The organism is Streptomyces sp. CG 926, from assembly GCF_003148825.1.
Taxonomy (GTDB): Bacteria; Actinomycetota; Actinomycetes; order Streptomycetales; family Streptomycetaceae; genus Streptomyces.
The window spans coordinates 1-20,897 of record NZ_QGGZ01000014.1; the positions used below are offsets into that span (position 1 = coordinate 1).

General features: G+C 71.1%; 19 protein-coding genes. 9 read left to right on the forward strand and 10 right to left on the reverse strand.

The window, feature by feature from the left end:
• Positions 1-150 precede the first annotated feature (150 nt).
• Positions 151-816 (forward strand): HAD-IA family hydrolase, encoded by a 666-nt coding sequence (locus BCL76_RS40410; RefSeq protein WP_309136874.1) that lies wholly within the window; start codon positions 151-153, stop codon positions 814-816.
• On the opposite strand, the gene BCL76_RS31380 is transcribed toward BCL76_RS40410, so the two are convergent.
• Both BCL76_RS31380 and BCL76_RS39215 read right to left on the reverse strand, forming a co-directional pair.
• Positions 750-1,097: a nuclear transport factor 2 family protein gene (locus tag BCL76_RS31380; RefSeq protein WP_109782754.1), complete on the reverse strand. Its 348-nt coding sequence runs from the start codon at positions 1,095-1,097 to the stop codon at positions 750-752. The two genes, BCL76_RS40410 and BCL76_RS31380, sit on opposite strands and share 67 nt — an antisense overlap.
• A 21-nt stretch (positions 1,098-1,118) precedes the next feature.
• Positions 1,119-1,265: a hypothetical protein gene (locus BCL76_RS39215; protein WP_181382807.1), complete on the reverse strand. Its 147-nt coding sequence runs from the start codon at positions 1,263-1,265 to the stop codon at positions 1,119-1,121.
• 883 nt (positions 1,266-2,148) lie between these two features.
• Here BCL76_RS39215 and BCL76_RS31385 point away from each other — a divergent pair.
• Positions 2,149-2,895, forward strand: coding sequence for a class I SAM-dependent methyltransferase (locus BCL76_RS31385; protein WP_109782916.1), 747 nt, complete (start codon positions 2,149-2,151; stop codon positions 2,893-2,895).
• Positions 2,896-3,788: 893 nt separating this feature from the next.
• Here the strand turns inward: BCL76_RS31385 and BCL76_RS31390 are convergent.
• Both BCL76_RS31390 and BCL76_RS31395 read right to left on the reverse strand, forming a co-directional pair.
• Positions 3,789-5,234 (reverse strand): MFS transporter, encoded by a 1,446-nt coding sequence (locus tag BCL76_RS31390; RefSeq protein ID WP_181382808.1) that lies wholly within the window; start codon positions 5,232-5,234, stop codon positions 3,789-3,791.
• A gap of 1,496 nt (positions 5,235-6,730) precedes the next feature.
• The gene (locus tag BCL76_RS31395) at positions 6,731-7,138 is read right to left on the reverse strand and encodes a transglycosylase SLT domain-containing protein (protein ID WP_109782756.1); all 408 of its coding nucleotides are present in this window, start codon (positions 7,136-7,138) and stop codon (positions 6,731-6,733) included.
• Positions 7,139-8,302: 1,164 nt separating this feature from the next.
• Between BCL76_RS31395 and BCL76_RS31405 the strand changes: the two genes are divergently transcribed.
• From BCL76_RS31405 to BCL76_RS31415, 3 genes are read left to right on the forward strand one after another with little or no spacing between them, the layout of a single operon-like run.
• Positions 8,303-8,524 carry a hypothetical protein gene (locus BCL76_RS31405; RefSeq protein ID WP_109782758.1) on the forward strand — a complete coding sequence of 74 codons (222 nt, stop codon included), beginning with the start codon at positions 8,303-8,305 and terminating at the stop codon, positions 8,522-8,524.
• Positions 8,524-9,240, forward strand: a complete 717-nt coding sequence (locus BCL76_RS31410; RefSeq protein WP_109782759.1) for a formylglycine-generating enzyme family protein — start codon at positions 8,524-8,526, stop codon at positions 9,238-9,240. Before BCL76_RS31405 ends, BCL76_RS31410 begins: the two co-directional genes overlap by 1 nt.
• Positions 9,237-10,160: an aminoglycoside phosphotransferase family protein gene (locus tag BCL76_RS31415; protein WP_109782760.1), complete on the forward strand. Its 924-nt coding sequence runs from the start codon at positions 9,237-9,239 to the stop codon at positions 10,158-10,160. Before BCL76_RS31410 ends, BCL76_RS31415 begins: the two co-directional genes overlap by 4 nt.
• Before the next feature lie 134 nt (positions 10,161-10,294).
• On the opposite strand, the gene BCL76_RS31420 is transcribed toward BCL76_RS31415, so the two are convergent.
• Entirely contained in the window at positions 10,295-10,678 is a 384-nt protein-coding gene (locus BCL76_RS31420) for a hypothetical protein (protein ID WP_109782761.1), read from the reverse strand.
• A 138-nt stretch (positions 10,679-10,816) separates the two neighbouring features.
• On the reverse strand, positions 10,817-11,692 hold the full coding sequence (locus BCL76_RS31425; protein WP_181382809.1) for a C40 family peptidase: 876 nt from the start codon (positions 11,690-11,692) through the stop codon (positions 10,817-10,819).
• Positions 11,693-12,401: 709 nt separating this feature from the next.
• Here BCL76_RS31425 and BCL76_RS31430 point away from each other — a divergent pair.
• Entirely contained in the window at positions 12,402-13,145 is a 744-nt protein-coding gene (locus tag BCL76_RS31430) for a restriction endonuclease (protein ID WP_258310001.1), read from the forward strand.
• Between the two features lie 452 nt (positions 13,146-13,597).
• Here BCL76_RS31430 and BCL76_RS31435 read toward each other — a convergent pair whose 3' ends face one another.
• Positions 13,598-14,794, reverse strand: a complete 1,197-nt coding sequence (locus BCL76_RS31435) for a hypothetical protein (protein WP_109782763.1) — start codon at positions 14,792-14,794, stop codon at positions 13,598-13,600.
• A 427-nt stretch (positions 14,795-15,221) separates the two neighbouring features.
• On the opposite strand from BCL76_RS31435, the gene BCL76_RS31440 reads away from it, so the two are divergent.
• Positions 15,222-15,944, forward strand: a complete 723-nt coding sequence (locus tag BCL76_RS31440) for a dienelactone hydrolase family protein (protein WP_109782764.1) — start codon at positions 15,222-15,224, stop codon at positions 15,942-15,944.
• Between the two features lie 516 nt (positions 15,945-16,460).
• Positions 16,461-17,594 (forward strand): FAD-dependent oxidoreductase, encoded by a 1,134-nt coding sequence (locus BCL76_RS31445; RefSeq protein ID WP_109782765.1) that lies wholly within the window; start codon positions 16,461-16,463, stop codon positions 17,592-17,594.
• A gap of 430 nt (positions 17,595-18,024) precedes the next feature.
• Here the strand turns inward: BCL76_RS31445 and BCL76_RS31450 are convergent, their stop codons facing one another.
• From BCL76_RS31450 to BCL76_RS31465, 3 genes are all read right to left on the reverse strand, one after another.
• On the reverse strand, positions 18,025-18,369 hold the full coding sequence (locus BCL76_RS31450) for a hypothetical protein (RefSeq protein WP_109782918.1): 345 nt from the start codon (positions 18,367-18,369) through the stop codon (positions 18,025-18,027).
• 170 nt (positions 18,370-18,539) lie between these two features.
• Positions 18,540-18,890 (reverse strand): hypothetical protein, encoded by a 351-nt coding sequence (locus BCL76_RS31460; RefSeq protein ID WP_219933995.1) that lies wholly within the window; start codon positions 18,888-18,890, stop codon positions 18,540-18,542.
• 638 nt (positions 18,891-19,528) lie between these two features.
• Positions 19,529-19,813 (reverse strand): hypothetical protein, encoded by a 285-nt coding sequence (locus BCL76_RS31465; RefSeq protein WP_258310002.1) that lies wholly within the window; start codon positions 19,811-19,813, stop codon positions 19,529-19,531.
• 589 nt (positions 19,814-20,402) lie between these two features.
• Between BCL76_RS31465 and BCL76_RS31470 the strand changes: the two genes are divergently transcribed.
• Positions 20,403-20,852, forward strand: a complete 450-nt coding sequence (locus tag BCL76_RS31470) for a hypothetical protein (protein WP_109782766.1) — start codon at positions 20,403-20,405, stop codon at positions 20,850-20,852.
• The last annotated feature ends 45 nt before the right edge of the window (positions 20,853-20,897 follow it).

Below are 20,897 nucleotides of genomic sequence, written 5' to 3' on the forward strand. Positions count from 1 at the left end.
CCCGTGAACGTCTCCACCCACACCGGCTCAGCCCTCAACACCCCACCCATACAGGCAAAATGCCCAAAACTGAGCCTTCTGCAACAACCTTTAGGAGTCGATTCGCGAACAGATCGCGCAACGGTCGGGCGAGGAGACGGCCGCCCTGTGGTGGGAGCAACTCCTGCGGCGCCACCGGGACGCGGTGGCGCCGGGCCGGAGGCCGTCGAGGGACTGCCCGAGGCGCCGGCGGAGATCACCCTGCCGGTCTGTGTCGCCTCCGGCGGCTCGCACGACCAGATGCGCCACACCCTCGGCGTCACGGGTCTCCACGAACGCTTCGCGGGCCGCATCTTCAGCGCCTCGGAGGTGGCCCGCGGCACGCCCGCCCCCGACCTTTTCCTGCACGCGGCACGGCGGACGGGCGTCGACCCCGCCGCGTGCGTGGTCGTGGAGGACAGCCGCCCCGACGTCCGGGCCGCCGGCGCCGCCGGGATGCGCGCCTTCGGCTACGCGGGCGGACCCACCCCGGCGGAACGGCTCGCGGGCCCCGACACCGTCGTCCTCCACCACATGCGCGAACTGCCCGCCCTCCTCACCGAACAGCACCGACCGACGCCGGCCACCACCCCGACCGGCGGACTCCGACCGCCCACCCGGACGGCCGGGGCTCGCCGCCCCGACCGGCGACCACCCCGCCCCCACCCCCACCCGCCCGGGGGCCGGGGCCGGGACGGGGGCGGGGGCGGTTTCGGTGCGGGACCTGGGGGTCAGGGGGTGGGCGGGGTCCAGTCGGCGGGCAGACCGGACCGGGACAGGACGGTGGCCAGGCTGTAGTGGTCCCGGTCGGCGACGATCCGACAGTGGTTCCGGTCCAGGTCGAGCTCGGTGGTCATCGGCACGGCGAAGGGCTTGGGCGCGCCCTTGAGGTGGCCGGAGTAGACGGCCCGGACGGTGATGCGGTCACCGTCGAGGCGGGCGGTGCGGATGGTGACGTGGACGTCGTCGATGAGGGTGTCGGCACGGGCCTTCCACCCCGCGATCTCCTCACGGCCCCGGAAGGTCATCCCGACGGCCTCGTCGGTGTAGGTACCGTCGGCGGTGAACAGGGCACCCAACGCCCCGGGTTCGGTGCCGTTTTACGCACGGGCCCAGGCCGCGGCGACGGCCGGGACACGGCGGCCGGTGTCCTGCCCGGCCTGCGCGGCATGCGCGGCGGGGGCCGTGGCGGCAAGGGCGACGGCGGCGGTCGACACGGTGAGGGTACGCAGCATGCGGGACGTCATGGGCGATGCTCCTGGGAGTACGAGGGTGGTGTGGCAGGCCGTCGCTGTCGTGCGGCCGGCCCCGGCACAGACTCCCGTCGGACGGTGTCCACTCTCCAGGCCCCACCGGGCCGGTGACTGTCCAGCACTGCCCACCGATGTCCACCGGTGTCCACCGGGGCGTGCCCGACGGCCCACCGGAGGTTCCCGTCTCCCGCGGCGGACGGGAACGTCCCCGCCCCCGACCGGTCCCCGGTCGTGCGCCCGACCGCAGACCGCCCACGCAACCGCCCCCCTCCCTCCCCCGCCTCCCGCACGTCACACCGCCACCCCGCTCACCGCAACCCCGATCCTCGCCGCGTCACGGCCCGCCGAACCGGCCCCGAAGCACGCCCACCTCCCGACCCACCGCGGGAAGGCCCCGGACGGGAGCCTCGAACAGCCCGGCCGACCGGACGCATCGACACGCCCGGCGCCCACGGGGGCTCCGACCACACCCGCACCACACGGAACACGACCACCCCACCCGCCACCCGCCACCCGCCACCCGCCACCCGCCACCGAGCCTCGACCGCGCGGGGCCGGGGCACGGGGGCTGGGGCTGCGGATCTCGGGGCTGGGGCGCAGCGCGGCGGGCGGGGCTCGGGACCCGGGGCTCGGGCTCGGGGCTCGGGGCTCGGCCCGGGGCGGGCGGTACCCGGGCGCCGGGTGGCGCGCACGGCGGGCGGGGCCCGGGGCGGCGCGCACGGCGGGTGGGGTGCGGGGTTCCGTCGGGTTCGAGACCGTGCGGTTCCACCGACGCACGGACACAACTTCGGGCCCCGTCGGGTGGGGTGGTCGGGCGCGCCGAGAACGGCGGGAAAGCCCGGTGCCGGACGACACCCGGGCCGCCGAGGATGACCGTATGAAGATCACCTCTCAGGCCCGGTCCTTCGACGAGGCGGCCGCCGACTACGCGCAGAACCGCCCCTCCTATCCGCCCGCCGTGCTCGACGCGGTCGAGGAACTCGCCGGCCGGCCGCTGAGGGGCGCCCGCGTCGCGGACATCGGGGCCGGCACCGGACTGGCGACCGCTCTCCTCCACGCCCGAGGTGCGCACGTCCTGGCCGTGGAACCCGGCCCCGCGATGGCTTCCCAGCTCCGCCTCGAGCTGCCCGGGATCCCCCTCGTCCTCGGGGACGGCAACAGCCTGCCCCTCGCCTCCGCATCCTTCGACGTCCTCACCTACGCCCAGTCCTGGCACTGGACCGACCTGCGCAGCTCCGTCCCCGAAGCACTACGGGTACTGCGCCCCGGGGGCACGCTCGCCCTGTGGTGGAACGACTCGGACAGCACCCTCCCCTGGATCGCCGAGCAGGACGCCCGCCTGCGCCGCCTCTTCGCCGGTGACGACGGCGTACCCGACCCGACGGCCCGGTTCCGCGGCCTGCCGCCCGAACTCGACTTCACCACCCGCCGGATGTCATGGACCCGAAGCGTCCCGCTCGCCACACACCTCGCGAACCTCGCGAGCTACTCCGACTTCCTGATGCTCGGGAAGACCGCCACCGACACGTTCCTGGACACCGAACGGAACCTGCTGGCCAAGATCTTCCCGGACGGGACGGTCGAGGAACGATACGTCGTCGGCCTGGCCGTCACCCACCGCTGACGACACCCCACGCACAGGACCCGGCAACCACTCCCCGTCCCCCGACCCGCCCCCGCCCCCGTCGGGTCCGGGTCCGGGTCCGGGTTCGGGTTCGGTTTCCCGGACGGACCGGAGGCCCAGGGCACACCGCTCGCCAACCGGGCCGATCGGAGCCGACCCGTCCGAGGACCTCACCCCCGGCACACGGCGGCGGCCGCGTCCGCCCCCGCAGGCGCGCCCCCGCGGCCCGCCGGGGCGGGACCGCGTCATCTCCCCGGCGGATCCGAAGGCGAACCGGCCGACCACCACGATCCCGACCACCGACCCGACCACCACCGGGCCCCCTCCCCCGACACCGCCCTGACGCCGGCGAGCAGCCATGGCGGGGGCGTCCCGGACCCGGACGGTCACCTCCACGCCCGATGCCGGACGCAGGGGTGGAAAGGCGAGGACGATGACCGTTCCCACCGACGACACACCGGCAGGCCAGGTCGACGGGCCGGGGAGGTGGAGACGGTGACCGTTGCCACCGACGACGTACCGGCAGGCCAGGTCGACGGCCGCGCCGTCGACCTGGGGCGGGCGTCGGCGTCGCAGACCTCGACGGGGCGACGGTCAGTACGGGCATGCCCGCATGCCGGCGTGCCGGGGGTGCCAGGCCGGTACTCGGCGACGAGGGCCGTCGCCGCCCCCATCCGTCCACAGGCGTGCTCTCCACGACCACATCCCCGGCACCCACCCACAGACCACAGGCCACAGACCGCGGGCCGCGGGCCGCGGACGGCGGACGGCGGACGGCGAGCCGCGGATGCTGACGGCGGGCCGCGGATGCGGATGCTCGGCCGTCGGTGGTTCGGCGGGTGATCGGTGTGCTCGACCCGTGCGGGTCGGGTGCACCCCGGGCGTGCCGCCTCCTACCGTCGGGGCCGGCGGTCGCGCGGCCCCCGCGCGGTGGTGTCGTCGCCCGCCCGCACCGGCAGCGGCGGGACCCTGCCGGGCCGCACCGGTCGGTGGCGTACGGCCGTGACGACCACCGCCGTCGCGAACAGGACCACCCCGCCCAGCCGCAGGATCGCGTCGTAGGTGTCCTGGGGCGGCCGCTGCGGTGGCGCCGCGGAGATCGCCGCGGCCGTCCCGGCGAGGGCGATCGCGCCCAGCGTGACCAGGAACGTCAGCAGGACACCCGAGGCCTCCCCCGCCCTGGCCGGTGCGACGACCTGCTGGGTCGCCACACCGGCGAAGGTCCAACCCAGCCCGAGACCCAGACCGCACCACGCGAACACCGGCACGTACAGCCACCAGACCTCCACCAGGGACAGGGCGCACATCCCGGTACCCGCGACGGCACCGGCAAGGGCCATGACCGCGGTCGGCCTCATGTACCGGGCCAGACGCGCCCCGAGCGGGCCGCTGACCGCGACCATCAGGGCCGGGGCCAGGAAGACCGTGCCCGCCAGGAGCGGCGGGAGTCCGCGGACGTCCTGGAGGTAGAGGGTGGCGAGGAAGACGGTGACGCCGTAACCCATGTTCGACAGCGAACCCGTCGCGGTCACCACCACGTAGGGGACGTTCCGGAACAGCCGCAGATCCACCAGCGGATGCCGGGCCAGACGCTCCCGTACCAGGAAGAGACCACCGGCGATCCCGGCCGACACGGAACACGCGAGGGTGGGCGCGCTCGTCCAACCCCAGGCGTCCCCGCGTTCCACGGCCAGGGTCACCGCGGCGAGCGCGCACACGATCAGGGCACAGCCCAGGAGGTCGAGTTCACGGGAGGCGGAGGTGTCACGCGAGTCCGGTACGTACACCACAGCGGTGAGCAACGAGAACACACTCAGCGGGACCATCAACCAGAAGATCCACCGCCAGCCGGGTCCCTCGGTGAAACCGCCCCCGACGAAAGGGCCGAGCGCGGTCCCGATGTTGGCGACGCCGAAGACCGCGCCGAGGGCCTTGACCCGAATCCCGTCGGGGAAGGTGTTGGTGATCACCGACACCGACACGGGGAACACGAACGCCGCGCCCACCCCCTGCACGATCCGGGCCGCCACCAACGGACCGAGCCCGGACGCCAACGCGCAACCCACCGAACCGGCCGCGAACACGGCGATCCCGGCGAGCAGACTCCCACGTCGACCGAAGACATCCCCCGCCCGGCCACCGACGACGAAGAAACAACCGATCGCGAGCATGTACGCGGACAAGGTCCACTGCGCGGCCGAGACCGTGACACCGAGTTCCACCGCGATACCGGGAACGGCCAGATTGAGAGCGAAGAAGTCCAACTGGACACAGAAAAGAGCGACGGCCACCGCGACGAACGCCCCCCTACGCCTGGCCGGCACCGTCCGAGCGGGCATGAAGACGTTCCTTCCGACCGACACGACCGGGACACCCCACGGACAGACACACACAACACCACACACATACCCCGACCCCATTGTGGAACCCACCCCCACCGGACGCAGCACAACAACAAGAACGACACCCCCCGACCCCGACCGCCTCGGGTCGGGTGTTCCGGCGTACCAGGGGCCGCATCGACGGTGACGTCGTCCCACGTGTACGCGGGCTTACGTTCGGCCGGTCCCGGGTCGGGTGTTCCCGGGTAGCAAGGGCCTTACCCGGCCTCGGGTCGGGTGCCGTGCCCGTGTGGATGTCGTTCCACGTGTACGCGGGCTTGCGTTCGGGCGGCCTCGGGTCGGGTGTTCCCGTGTGTCCGGGATGGAGCGTGGGAGTGCCGTCCCGCACGCCCGCACGCATACGTATGCATGTTTGCGTGCTTGTGTTCGGTCGCGTCTCCGGTCGGGGGTTCTCCGTTCCCTGGGGGCTCACGCTCGGCCGGGTGTTCTCGCCTTCCGGGGCCCGCGACCGGGGGTACCTCCGTGCGCACGCGCGCTGACGTTCGGCCGCGTGCGCGCCTGCGGAGCCGCGCCCCGGTCACGGTCCCGGTCCCGGTCACGGTCACGATCCCGGGAACGCGAGAACCCCCGACCGGGAACCCGGCCGAACGTCCACGCGCGTGCACGTGCAGAGCGGGCGGCGCCCCCGTGCTCACAGCCCCGGTACGTGAGAACGCTCGACCGGAGACCCGGCCCGGCACAAGCGCTGCGTGCGTGCGTGCGTGCGGAACCGCGTGCCCGGTCACGGTCGCGGCCCGGGAACGCGAGAACACCTGACCGGAAACCCGGCCGAACGTCAGCGCGCGTGCGTGCGGGACGGCGCACCCGTGCTCACGCCCCCGGTACGCAAGAACACCCGACCGGAAACCCGGCCGAACGTATGCGTTGCGTGCGTGCATGTGTGCGGGGCGGCGTCCCCGGTCACGGTCACGGTCACGGGAACACGAGAACCCCCGACCGGGAACCCGGCCGAAGGTAAGCGCGCGTGTACGTGTGGAGAAGGGGCGGCGCTCCGTGCTCACAGACCCTGCACGAGAACGCCCGGCCGGAGATCGGCCGAGCGTAAGCGTTGCGTGCCTGCGTAGGCGGTGTTCCCGGTCGTGGTCACGGCCTGGAAAACGCGGGAACACCCGGCCGAAGGTAAGCGCGCGTGTACGTGTTGAGCGGGGCGGCGCCCCGGGCTCACGGCCCCCGGTACACGAGAACGGCCGGCCGGAAACCCCGCCGAGCGTATGCGTTGCGTACGTACATGCGTACATGCGTGCGGGGCGGCGTCCCCGGTCACGGTCGCGACCCCAGGAACACGAGAACGCTCGCCCGGGGACCCGGCCGAACGTAAACGTGCGCGTGCGCGCGGGGCGGGGTTCCCGGTCGCGGTCACGGCCCGGGGAACGCGGGAACGCCCGGCCGGAGGCCCGGCCGGGCGTGTGCGTGCGTCTGCTGCTGGTGGTGGCTTAGTACCAGTGGTTGGCGGACCAGAAGTTCCAGGCGCCGACGGGGCTGCCGTAGCGGTCGTTCATGTAGTCCAGGCCCCACTTGATCTGGGTGGCCGGGTTGGTCTTCCAGTCCGCGCCCGCGGAGGCCATCTTCGACGCCGGCAGGGCCTGAGCCAGGCCGTACGCGCCGGAAGAGGCGTTCGTCGCGGTGTGGTCCCAGCCACTCTCGTGCGAAATGATCTTGTCGAAGGCGGCGAACTGGGCCGGGTCCTTGATCATCTGGTGTGCGATCGCCTTGGCGCTCGTCGGGGCCGCGGCCTGGGCGGGCACCGTGGCGAGCATGGAACCGGCGACACCCAGGGCGACGACGGTACCCGCGAGGGCCTTCTTGGAAGCGGCGATGCGGCGGATGACGGTGTTGGACACGGAGAGAACCTTCCACAGGGAACAGGGGCGGTCGCAGACATGTCGAGGACATGCGTGAGCCACTCACACGGTGGAGAGGGGTTCGTCGGCGGCGGGTGGAACACCCGTGCCGCCTGGCGACCCGTCCAGTTCTACAGACACCCCCGACACACCGGCAACGACCCCTCCTACTAACGACCCTCGCAGCCGGACCCCCACCGACCCACCACCACCCCCACCCCATCCACACAGGTCACAACCACCACACCCGGGCCGACACACAGCGACCGAAACCTACTAGACCCGCTCGTATGTGACGTGCGCCCTATGGGACGACTCACCCCCACACCCCCCGAACCTCACCCACCGTCACCACACACACCCCCCACACCGACACCCAGCAGCCAGCAGCCAGCAGCCGACGGACGACGGCCGGACACCACCACACCCCCGCCGAACACCACCACACCGAAGAGAACCGAAGAAGACCGAAGGAAACCAGCAGGCGGAGGAGCCGGAGCACGACCACGACCACGACCGGCGGCGTACCCCGACCAGGGATACCGATCGGGGATACCGGATGCACCCCCCTTCCTCCCGATCCGCGGCCGTCCCCGCGGAACAACAACCCCACCCCTCCTCCACACCCCGGGCAGACCCATCACCTGCCCGGAAACACGAACACGACAAGACCCGCAATGCCCCCAAGACACACCCCGACGACCCCGCACACGACCCCACCCCACCCCACCAGCAGCAACCCCGGCAGCAGCAGCAGCCCAGGCAGCCGCAGCGGCAGCGGCAGCGGCAGCGGCAGCGGCAGCCCAGGCAAAGGCCCAGGCAGAAACCCCCGCACCGACCCACACCCAGGCAGCCACACCAGGCCCCGGCAGCAGCCCAGGCAGCGGCGGAGGTGGTGGCGGCCCAGACCGTGGTGGTGGCGGTGGCGTGCGGTGACAGCACCACCACCGGCCCGACCGCCGTCAAAAGCCCGACCGAGCGTCGCAGCGGGCGGCTTCACGATCCACCAGCGCGGGCACCCGGAGGGCCGGCCCGTCGTCCGCTCCCCCGGCTGCACCAGCACGAGACCCGGCAGACAGCAAAAACCAAACCGGGCCACGTGAGCCAACCGAACTGCAGGCGAGGGAACCTTGTTCACCCACCGCCTGGTCTAATCTGGGTCCGATGATCGAGCACGTGTACCAACTCGGCTCCGCCACAACCCAGATCGGGTCTCCGCCCACCCGCACGACCGCCGCAGTACGGTCCCTCGACACCACCACGGACACCCTCAGCGGAGGCCACGCCAAGGACGTACGCGCCGTCCTGGACACCGCGGAACACACCAAGGCCGCACAACCGCTGCCCAGCTACCACCACCACGAGGAACGGGAAGAAGACACCTGATGATCACCGTGCCGGGCGGGCAGGTCACCCTCACCGACCGCCGCACCCAACACAGTTGGACCGTCGAAGTCGCCCCGTACCTCCTCGCCGCGCACCCCCTCACCCAAGCCGCCCTGACACAGGCAACCGCCGATCAGGACGGCGGGCGGCTCCCTGCGCACAGCCTGTCCTGGTGGGACGCCGTCAGGTACTGCAACACCCTCTCCCTGCAGGAGGGTTTCACCCCCGCCTACCAATTCCACGACACCACGGGGGAAGGGGACGACGGGGACGGCACGGACGGCGCGGACGGCGGCATCGCGTGGGACCGGACAGCGGACGGCTACCGCCTCCCCACGGAAGCCGAATGGGAACACGCCTGCCGCGCCGGCACCGCCGGTCCCCGCTACGGGCCCCTCGACGACATCGCCTGGCATCGCGGCAACTCCCAGGAACGCATCCACGAGGTCGCCACCCGACGCCCCAACTCCTGGGGCCTGTACGACATGCTCGGCAACATCTGGGAATGGTGCTGGGACCTCTACGACCCCGCCGTGTACGGCTCGTACCGGGTCCTGAAAGGCGGTGGCTGGTACGACCCTCACTGGAGCTGCCGTACCTCCGTCCGCCGCCGCAGCCACCCCACACTCCGCATCGAAGACATCGGAGTACGCCTCGCCCGCACCCCCCAAGGCACCCCCGCAAGCACCACCGGCACCACCGGCACCACCCCGTGAGTTCGCAGCACGGCATCGAAGTCCCCGCCTCCCTGATCGCGTCGTACACCCGGAACGGTGGTGAAGCGGAACGGACCTGGATCGCCGGGCTACCCTCCCTGGTGGCGGATTTGCTCGACCGATGGGAAGTGCAGCCCGACGGCGGCATCGGGTCCGGAGAGGCCTCACTCGTGGTGCCGGTGCGCCGTACGGACGGTTCCCGTGCCGCGCTCAAGCTCCAGATGCCCCGCGCGGAGACGACCGCCGCGCTGATCGGGCTGCGGGCGTGGAACGGCGACGGCATCGTACGGCTGCTCGATCACGATCCGGAGAGCAGCGCGATGCTGCTGGAACGTTTGGACGGCTCACGCACCCTGGCTTCCGTCGAGGACGACGACGTGGCCATGGACGCGCTGGCGGGACTCATGGCCCGGCTGCACGCCGTCCCGGCGCCCGAGGGTCTGCGCGACCTGGGCGACGTCGCGCGCGCCATGCTGGCGGCCGCACCGGCGGCCTGCGCCGCCCTGCCGGACCCCTCGGACCAACGGCGTTTGCGCGGCTGGGCCTCGGCGGTGGCGGAACTGGTCGACGAGCCCGGAGACCGGATGCTGCACTGGGATCTGCACTACGACAACGTGCTCGCCGCCGAGCGAGAACCGTGGCTCGCCATCGACCCCGAGCCCCTCGTCGGCGACCCTGGCTTCGACCTGTGGCCCGCCCTGGACACGGGCTGGGCAGGGCTCCATGCCACCGGGGACGCACCGCGGATGGTCCGGCGCCGCTTCGACCTGCTGACCGAAGCGCTCGGGCTGGACCGCCGGCGCGCCGTCGTCTGGACCCGGGCCCGGCTGCTGCAGAACACGCTGTGGGACATCGAGGACGGGCATACCGCCATCGCCCCCTCCCAGACGACGATGGCCGAGGCTTTGCCTCGCCTCTGAGGGCAGTGGGTCGCGATGCGGTCAGGCCGGGCGGCAGGAACGAGCCCGGCCCTCCTCGACTGGGCCGAGGAGGGCCGGGCTCACCGTCGTTCACCAGCCTTGCGTCCGTCCGGTGGGGAGGAGCCGGCTCGGTGTCAGCACTCACGCAGGCCCGGCGCGGGGTCCACCGAGGTGTGGACGTCCACGGCCGCGACGTTGCCCCACTGGCCGTTGTCCAACTGGGTCCAGTACCAGACGTTGTTGCCGCCGGCGTGCTGGTCGCCGCGGCCCCAGCACTGGAACCAGCTGGGGCTCGTGTTCAGCGGCCCGCGGACCGCGGAGTTGTACCGGCGGTGCTCGTAGCCCTTGGCGCCGACCCGGTTGCCGCACCACAGCTTGCCGTCGGCGCGGACGCCGCATTCGGCGGCGGCGCTCTTCCCCGCGGCGGGCGTCGCCTGAGCCGGGCCGGTCACGGTGGCCATGCCACCGGCGAGTGCGGCGGCGGCGAGACCGAGAGCGATCTTCCTGCTTGCGGACATGCTTCCTCCTCGAAGAGGCTCCTTGGGGAGCCGGATGATGGGTGGCCGGTCATCGGTGTTGCAGGTGGGATGCGTGATGGCGTGGTGGACGTGGTGGGCGTGGCACGCCTACCAGGTGCGGTGCGTGCGCACGGGTGCTCAGGGGCAGGTGCGTACGCCGTCCAGCCAGGCAGGGCCCTTGAGGTAGATGTTGGTGATCCACGCCTCGTACTCGGGCAGGTAGGACCAGGCGTCGTTGGTGTAGCCCTCGGCCGTCACCGGTTCGGCGTGCTTCTGGCATTCGACGCGCACCATCGTCGGGCCGGGAAACCGGTGTACCCGCGGACTGCTGGTCGACGGCTCCTTGTGGGTCCACACATCCGTGCCCCACGTGCTGAACGTGCCGGGTGCCGCCGCCGGCGCGATGCGGACCGCCCCCGCGTAGTCCCCACCGAGCCGTACGTCGCTGACGGTGATCCGGGTGCCTGATTCCCGCGCCTCGACCATCTTCCCCGCGCCCAGGTAGATCGCGATGTGGTGGATGGAGCCACCCGACCCCCATGCCAACAGGTCCCCGGGAAGCAGCGGCCCGGTCCCCTGGGCGGCGGTGAAACGCTGGTTCACCTGTGGCGAATTGAACTGGTGGTACGCGTTGCCGGACAGCGGATCGCCGCCGACCGCACGGGCGTAGGCGTACCGGACCAGGCCCGAGCAGTCGAAGCCCAGCCGCTCCGGATCGTGTGCGCTGTCCGGGTCGCTCGGGTCGACCTGGCCGTAGGTCGGCCCCGGCTGTTGCCCGTGGCCGCCTCCCCAGGTGTACCAGACACCGATCTGTTCGCACGCGGCCGCCACCGCCTTCTCGGCCGCCGCAGAGGCGCCGGAGGCGAGCACTCCGCACGTCTCCGCCGCCTTCTGTGTCGTGGCCGGCGTGGCCGGCGTGGCCGGCGTGACCGCTGTGGCGCTGCCGACACCTCCCCACGCGGCCAGGAGGGTGAGTGCCGCCACCATCACCGCCGCCGTTCTCCGCATCGCCATGTCCGTCCCCCGTCCCGCCACGCGGTGTCCCGCGGGGCGTCATGCTCGTCCTGGTATTCGCAACGTGCACGCCGTACGGAGCACGAGCACGCACCGGCCGTCTGCCGGACACTCCGAGCCTGTGGCCCAGCACCCCTCCGTGTCGAGGAAGCGCGGGTCGCCCACTCGAACGGGAAACGGGAAACCTTCGGGAAACCCCCTCTCAGCAGGTCTTTTGAGTGTTCGTCAACAGGGCCGCTCGGTGGAAGCGCGGCGCGCCCGCTCGCACTGTCCGGCACGTCCGAGCCGCTCCAGGGACTCCCTGTTGTCCGGCAAGAGCCGCGCCGGGCGTCGAACGGTCCGCTGCCGGGATGCCTCGGCGGACTCCGCCAGGCCCCGGCGCGCGACCATCGCCTTCTTCCTTCGCGGGGCCCGGCGCACCGATGTCCGAGGGCGGATGGTGGTCTTGACCGCGCGTCGAAGCCGGGGCGCTCGCTTCTCCCGCGCCGGCAGGGGCCGAGTCGGCTGGAACTTCGACAACACCCTCCCCCTCCCTGGCGGGAGGGATGGCGTGCCCCACGCCGACGGGGCGGTTTGGATCCAGGATTCGTGATCAAACGAGGAGACAGACAGAGAAGTACGGCTTCACCTGGGGAAACGAGTGAGGGAGGGGTCCTGGATGGCCATATCGAGAGGCTGTCGTGACGGCGCGGGTGATGGTGCCGCGTCCGTGGGGCGGGACGTCATGCTGGCGGTCGGGCTCGTGGGCATCTGCCTGGGCGGACTGGCCGTGTTCGTGCGGACGGCGGCGAGGGCGGGTGGCAGTGTACGAGTGATGCCCATCGTCACGGTGATCATTCTGGTGACGGCGGTGGCGCTGGCCCGGTGGTGCCTGGCACCCGTCCGACGCCGCACCCCCGTGTACCGGATGCCGGTGGATCTGCCGGCTACGACGTCGCTCCTCGTGCCGCCCGCTCCTGCCGAGCCCGTGGCGGATCCGGTCGACATGCCCGAGGTAGGACCCGAAGCCCTGGATCACGCGGGGGTGGACGCCGACGGCTTCGAGCACACGATCGCCGCGTTGTGCGCACGGGACGGCTGTCTCCAGGTGGAAGTCGTCGGCGGGGCTGGAGACTTGGGCGCCGACGTGATCGCCACGACGGCTGACGGCCTGCGTGTCGTCGTACAGTGCAAGCACTACGGCGAAGGCAACCGGGTCGGCTCGCAGGACCTGCAACGCTTCGGCGGCACCTGCTTCGCCATCCACGAGGCCGATGTGGCCGTGGTGGTGACCACGAGCTCCTTCACCGGTCCGGCCGAGGAGTACGCCGCCGCCTGCGGCATCGTCTGCGTGGACGTCGACGGCCTGGCCGCGTGGACGGAGTCGCGGACGCCGCCTCCGTGGGAGACCGTCGCCACGGAACCGTCGCAGCAGCAAGCCCCGGCACCGGCCGACACAGAGGCGCAGGTCTGACACGCCTGACCGGCCTCACCGGGCCTGACCTGCCTGATAGGCCTGACCGGCTTGAACACCGCATTGCTTGACGTCATCTCAGAATTCTTGAGAAGAGATGCGTTTGAAGGAGGAAAGTCCGGTCAGACGCGTGGACATGGAAGCGAACACCTTGCGGATGGGTGCTTCCAGAGCGGGTCCGGCCGCATGCCGCCCTTCCCCCTGGCGGCATGCGGCAGGCCCGCCCGCACGACGGACTGCCGCCCGGATCCGTACGGGACCCGGTACTCCGCATCCTGGCCCCCTCCCCGGCCGGGACGGGGCGACCGGCGAACCCCCGGCGTCGGCGCTCAGACCGCCGCCCCCGGGCAGCGGACCCGGCGGTAGCAGTCCGCCGCACGATCGAGGACTTCGGGCATGGTCGGTCGCCGCCGCCATGACTGTCTGCTTGCCCCGCCCCTGACCTCGGGGTCCTACAACTGCCCTGGGATCAGGGCGCGGAAGTGGGCCGCCGCGCGCTCGGCCACCGCCTCGACGTACGGCACGTACGCGTCAGGATCCGCGTGGTCGGTCATCGGGAAGGTCAGGCGATCGTCGCGGCCGAGTGCCTGGAAGGCGATGATCTCGCTGTGGATCAGTCCTTCCGCGAACTGTTCGATGCTCTGCTTGAACCATGTGTACCGGTAGCCATAGCCTCCCGGCGGGATCATCGACCTGCTTTCGTGCGCGAAGCCGAACTCGCCGGAGCTGTCCACGGTGAAGATCTGCTCGGCGGTCAGGAACAACTGGTAATGCCATCGGTTCTCGTCCACACTCCCCGGCGGTACCTTCGGTGGTTTCCGCAGCCGGGCTGTGGGCGGGAGGTCCGACCAGTCGAAGTGGATCCACCAACCACGGAGCACCTCGCTCGGGCGCGCCTCGATGGTGTTGATGCCGGGCCTGCCCGCCTCCTCCAGTGCAGCAGCCGTTCCGGTGATCGCCTCGGCGATCTTCCGTACGGCTTGTGCGCTCGCCTGCCTGTTGCGAACCGACGCGCGCACACCCGCCCACCACGCGGCGAGGTCCCCTACTTCCGCTTGCACTTCGGGAGGCCAGCTCGTGGGATTGTCTCCGTTCGCTGCCATCTCACGGGGGCTGAGGCCGCCGGACAGCGGGCGGTCGGCCACCTGCTGCCGGCTCTCCCACTCCCTGAACCGGGCGATGACCTCCATCCGCCGCCGCTCGCCTTCCTGGTACGCGCGTCGTGCTGTTTCGCGCGCATGAGCCTCCCGCTCCGCGAGGCGCGCTTCGATGGTGTTCCGGACCGGCTGGTACTCCGTCACTGCAGGCCGCACCCGCTCCAGAAAGGATGCTTCGGCATCGTCGCGCTTCTCTCGCGCCCGCCGGTACGTCGTCGCCCAGTCCCATCGCCGGATCCGTCGCCGTGCCTTCCTCAGCTCCTCCTGCTCCGCGGCGATCTGCTTCACCAGCACGGCGGCGGCAGCGTTCCAGAAGTCGATCTCTTCGCGCGTGCCGCTCACGTCGACCTGCCTGGGCATCGATGTGTGCCCTGCGCCCAGTGCGTCGGCGACGTAGTCCGCCGGCCGATCAGGTGCACCGGGGAACCAGTACACGGTGACTTCAAGGTCCGCACCGAGCGGAAAGCCCCTGTACGAAATCTGTAAGGCCATACGCCCAGAGTGGCAGTTGCCAGGCCCAGGAACACGGGGTCCGCAGAAACAGGAAGAGCCTCCTCGACCTCTGGGACGGGCCTGCGGGAACGGTCCCACGGGGACGGGCTCAACGCGGACGGGCGCACGCGGACGGGCTCACGTGGACGGGCACCCCTGGTCCGGAAGGCGCCCGAGGAGGCGCGCGTACCAGGACTGCCGGTGGTGGAGCGGCGTACGGTCACCCCGGCGGCGGCCGCGACCTCCGGAAAACCCACTGGCGGAGCCACGGCGACCACTGCTAACTTTCCGGAGGCCGTGCGAGAGAACGAGGAGGTGGTACCCGTGAACGCAGTTTCGACATGGGTGCTCCCCTCCGGGGTCACGGTCGGACGATAGGCAGGTCGTCCGGGAGCGCCATTCACGAGCACTCCCGAAAGGCACGACCATGCATGTCACTTCCGAACAGCGCCTGGATGACGGCGTCCTCGTACGCGAATTCACCCTCGGCGAGATTCCCGGAACCCTGTGGACTCCCGAATCGGCCGCACCGGTTCCGCTGATTCTGATGGCCCACAACAACGGCCTGCCCAAAGACGCGGCCCGGCTGGTGGCCCGGGCCCGGCACTCCGCGCAGTACGGCTTCGCGGTAGCCAGCATCGATGCCTCCGGGTGCGGCAGCCGGCCCCGTTCCGCCACCGACGAGGCGGCGCGCGCCGAACTCCGCCGGGCGATGCAGGCCGGCGAGCCGGTCGACGAGATCTTCGAGTCCTTCATCGGCCCGCTGGTCGAAAACGCCGTGCCGGAATGGCGGACCACCCTGGACGCCCTCCTCGCGCTCCCCGAGATCGGCGGTCCGGTCGGGTACTCGGGGTGGACCGCCCTCGGCATCCGCCTTGCCGTGTCCGACCCGCGCATCGCGGCCGCCGGTTTCTTCGCCGGGGGTTACGTGCCCCACGCCCAGCGCGAGGAGGCCCGGCAGGTCGACATTCCGCTGCTGCTCCTGCTGCAGTGGGACGACGAAGGGAACCCCCGGCAAAGGGCCCTGGACCTGTTCGACGCCTTCGGCAGCAGGGAGAAGACGCTGCACGCCAATCTGGGCGGACACACGGGTACCCCGTGGTTCGAGGGGGAGGACGGGAACCGGTTCTTCGTCCGACACCTGAAGTGAGGCCGGGCCGCCGAGCCGGCAGCAGACGGTAGGCACTAGGTGGTAGGTGGTGGACGGTGTAGGCCGCCAGACGGCTCTCTTCGACAGCAGGCTCTGGCCCTGCCCAGCCCTACCTACCCTGCCTGGCCCGCTCGGTGGCGGTGTCCGGGAGCCGCACCACCCGCCTCGATCGCGGCGGTACCAGCCATCGGTGGTACCGCCCGGTCGGGGCGCACAGCCCGCAGGCAGGCCGCAGGCAGGCAGGCAGGCACCGGGCCTGCCCGTGAGGCCGCCACCCATTCCGCGCCCGTCGTACGAGAAGTCTCCGGTCGACCAGCCCTTGCCCCCGCGGTGATCGGAGGACGGAGCCGCGGTGTCGGCGCACTGTCGGGTCGGTGTCGGCTCGGTATCGGCTCCCTGTCGGCTGCCGACGGGTGCTGTCGGTCAGCTGTCGGCGGCTCGTCGGCGTGGCCTGGCACCTTTTCGGAAGACGGCCGGCCCTCCCCAGGGCGGCCCCGAACCCAAGGAGCCACCACCATGCGCACACCACCCGTCACGATCATCGGCGCCGGACTCGGCGGACTCACCCTGGCCCGCGTCCTGCACGTCCACGGGATCCCGGTCACGGTCTACGAGGCCGAGTCCTCCCCCTCGGCTCGCGGGCAGGGCGGGCTTCTCGACATCCACGACTACAACGGACAGCGCGCCCTCAAGGCCGCCGGACTGATGGACGAGTTCCGCTCCATCGTCCTGGAGGGCCGCCAAGCGCTGCGCGTCCTCGACACGGACGGGACCGTCCTGCTCGACAAGGCCGACGATGGCACGGGCGGTCGCCCCGAGGTGCAGCGCGGCGAATTACGGCAGATCCTGCTCGACTCGCTCCCGGCCGGAACAGTCCGGTGGGGACACAAGGCCGCCGGTATCCGCACCCTCGGCGAAGGCCGCCACGAGGTGGAGTTCGACGGCGGCAGCACGGTCGTCACCGGCCTCCTGGTCGGCGCGGACGGAGCCTGGTCACGGGTCCGGCCGCACCTCTCCGCCGCCACGCCCGAGTACGCCGGCACGTCGACCGTCGAGACGTACCTGTTCGACGCCGACGCCCGTCATCCGGCCACCGCGAAGGCGGTCGGCGGCGGGATGCTGATCGTGCCCGCGCCGGGCCGGGAGATCTTCGCCCACCGGGAAACCGGGGACACCCTGCACACCTATGCGGCGCTGGCCAGGCCGCTGGACTGGTTCGCCGCCATCGACTTCACCGATGCCGCCGAGGCCACCTCGCGTATCGCCCGCGAGTTCGACGGCTGGGCACCGGAACTCACCGCTCTGATCACCGACGGCGACACGGCGCCGGTCCTGCGCCACCAGTACGCTCTGCCCACCGATCATCGGTGGGACCGGGTGCCGGGGATGACGCTGCTCGGCGACGCCGCCCACCTCGCGCCCCCGAACGGCGACGGCGCCAACCGCGCCATGCTCGACGGCGCCGAACTCGGCCAGGCTCTCGCCGCCCACCCCGACGACGTCGAGTTGGCGCTCACCGAGTACGAGCAGGAGATGTTCCGCCGCAGCAGCGAGGTCGTGATGTTCGATGGTGCCGAGGTCCATGGGATGGACAGCGACGGCAACACGGTCCACGCCATGATCGACATGATCACCAAGAAGCACGGATGAGGCGCCGGTCGGAGGTGTGGGGGCGGGCCGCAGGACTCCCCTGACGGGATGCCAGGGGCAGGAAGCTGTCGCGTCCGCGCCGCGCCGCGCCTCGTCGGTACGGCACGGCGCGGCGCGGGGTCTGCCTCGCTCGGTTCGCGGAGCGTGCTGCCGGCCGCCGGCGTGGTCCGGCGGCCCGTGATTCCTCGTCCTGTGTCAGTAGTCGTACCGTCGCACCTGGCCGAGCGCGCGGCCCGGTGCTGCTGCTCAGGCCCGACGGCTGTCCGGCCTGGCCGCCGCGGAGCTCGTGGCGATGGCGGAGTTAGCGGGGCGGCACCCCCGCCTCCGCGCCACCCATGCTTCGCAGCCCGGCGAGGGCCCCGAGCCCGGTCCCGATCCTGATCCCTGTGCCCCGGCGGACCGTTCAACGGCCTGTGCAGCGGCATCGGACTCATGCAGGAGGTACCCCGTCGGACGATCCGGAATCGGCTGCCGCAACGTCGCGCCGGACCTGCCCGACCCACGAATCCGATGTCAGGACAGACCACCTCACGTCGATCTCGACTCCGTGGAGGGTCCTTGTAAGGTCCGCCAGCGCGGCAAAAACCGCCACTTGAACGTCCTCGACGGCCGCGTCACCAGGCATCGCAACCTTGCCGCATCCGCCACCCGCTTCATCGGCGACGACCGTGTAGGGCCACACGTCGTCCCGACCCGACAGCAGGATGATCTCCCTCGGTATACCGAAGTGAGGCTTCTGCCTCTTCGTCGTCTTCGCCTTGGGTCGTCTCGCCATGGCGCAATTCAACCCTGACATCCCCTCTTCCCCGACCCCGTCGACGCCGAATCCCTGCTGGACCGGACTCATCGACATCGGCCACCAGGTCATCGTGAACGGCCCGGCTACAGCCCCGACAAGCGACCCGAGAGCCCCATCGACAAGGCCCGAACTGGCCAACCGGCGGATCAGGCTCCTGGCAGATAGGCATCCTGGGACTGCGGATCCCAAACGACGAGGCGGTACTGAGCAGCAAGTTCCTCGATCGCCCTGAGCGCGGGATCGCTCCTGGCCGAGAAGCTGAGGTGCATGACCACGTGGTCGATACCGATCGACAGCGGCATCGACATCCACGGATTGCTCTCGGCATACGGCGGGCGGTCCGGAAAGCGCGCGCGCAGGCAGGCATAGAACCCGATCACCCGCTCGTCAGGCTCGCCCTCGTCGTGGTCTCCCGAAGTGCACCGCTCATACATCGCTCGCGCGGACACGGCATCCGCCGACGCATCCATCGCAAGAACCGCAAGGTCGAAGCTCACAATCCCATCCTCGCACCCCCACCGGAACGGCCGACGGGCGGCTTCCGGAGAGCTGGTCGACCCCCAACAGCCGGCGAACCAGGTGACGTAGACCCTGGGCGACTCCATGGCAGACGACGCTTCGCCACGCACGACATCGGCATCACTCTCCGATCCGGCGTGACCCGAAGGCTTGCTCCACCCACCGGGCGGTCCGAGCGACCGCGTGGCAGAGTCCCGGACGGGTCCTGGACGACGCGAGCGGAACGTAATGATCGTCCCACGGGCAGAAGCTCGCAGAGCCGGCAAGGTAGTGGCCTTCCCAGAGGCAGGTGGCCATGGGGAAGCAAGAGCCCGACCACGTACCCGCTGTCTCCGCCACCGCCGATGTGCAAGTTCACCCCGGCTGAGTCCTCGGCGAAGCATGCCCGAAACTCCCCTTACAGCACGGGGGCTGCCAGTGCGGATCTCGCCGAGGCAGCCCACACCACCTCCATGGTGCAGGCATCAGCGGCGTTGCCATGCCGGCCCGGTCGCTGCTCGAACGCTGCGGCACTGGACCGCCAGGAGATGGACATGCCGCCAGGCCGGCTGCACCGATCACCCCTCCAGGCTCAGGATGGAGGTTCACGCCTCGTGATCCACAGGAGACGGCTGGCCTAGCCTGCCCGCGGGGTACGGCGGGGCCGAAGCGTTGCGTCCAGGAGAGCCCACAGGCGGCGGCCGTCATCGGCCAGGTCGTCGCCGCAACTGTCGACGGTGGCCAGGGCCTGGAGCGCGGCGAAGACCTCGCCCTCGGGCGCGGCGCCGGGCTGGTGGCTGAGGGCGACCACCAGGATCTTCTCCGCCTGGTCGGCGAGGTGGACGCTGACGCGGCGTCCACCGTCCTTCACGGCCGCGGTGACCAAGACCTTCACCGCGGATTCCATGTCCTGCTCGTCCAAGTCCGGAAGGCTCCACCCCCGAACCACAGCCAGGGCTTGGACCGCGGCCTTCGCAGGCGCCCACTCGTCCGCGCGGAACGTCAGCGCCGCCGTCTGTCGGTTCCGGATCCGCATACGCGGCCGGGGCAAGCCGGGCAGCTGGCCTCCGGAACCCACGGCCGGCTGCGATCGAGGTGACCCCGCCGAATTCCGGTGCGACGTAAGCGACTTCGGCGGATCCGTCGGAGACAGCTTGGGCCCATTGCCCTCGGAACTGGTCAACTCGTTCTCCTCGCAGCGTGCATCAGAGGCTCCACCATCCTGGCAGGGTCCTTCCACCATCGGGAGCGAATCATCCGGCCCCAAGCCGACCGCTCCCCCCAGCACGCCCTGCCGCAAGGGATCCAGTGCCCTCACAGGGCGACGACGGGGTCAGCCGAAAGGGTGCGTGAGAAGACCGCATTGGTACCCCGTCAGCAGGCTGAGAAGGCTGCGATTCCGCACGGGCCTCGTCCGCGTCGCGAGACCAGGCTCGCGGTCGACTTGGTCGGTGAGGTGGAATGGGTGCTCTCGGTATCGCGGGCGGGCGGGTGGTAGAACGGAGTGCGGGGTGGGGACGATCCTCAAGGGCATGAGCAGTGTTCGGTGGCATGAGTTGACGCACGCATACGGGTCAGCGGCGGAGGTTCCGGGCCGGCTGTCGCGGATAGCGTGGGGTGACGCCCGGACCAGTGCTTCGGCGTTGACCGACCTCGGTCTGTGGCTCGGTGAGCCGGCTGTCTTCGACGCGACCGTCGCAACGGTTCCGTTCTTGTGGGATCTCGCGGTGACCGACTCCGTCACCGGTCGGTCCGGCGTGATCGAGTTGCTGCAGACGATCCTCGAACACGCCAACCCTCCGCACATGGAAGTGCAGCGCGCGGCTCACCGTGCCGTGCTTGAGGGCAGGAGTACGGCAGAGAAGCTGGCCGGTGACGGAAATGCCGCAGTCAGGACAGCGGCTCGCGAGCTGGTGACCGCGATCGACAGCCACGTCTGCGAGTCCTGCCGTCCGGCCTGATCGATGGCAGCCTGTCGCTCCTGCGCCCGGTCCGCCCGCCCCGCC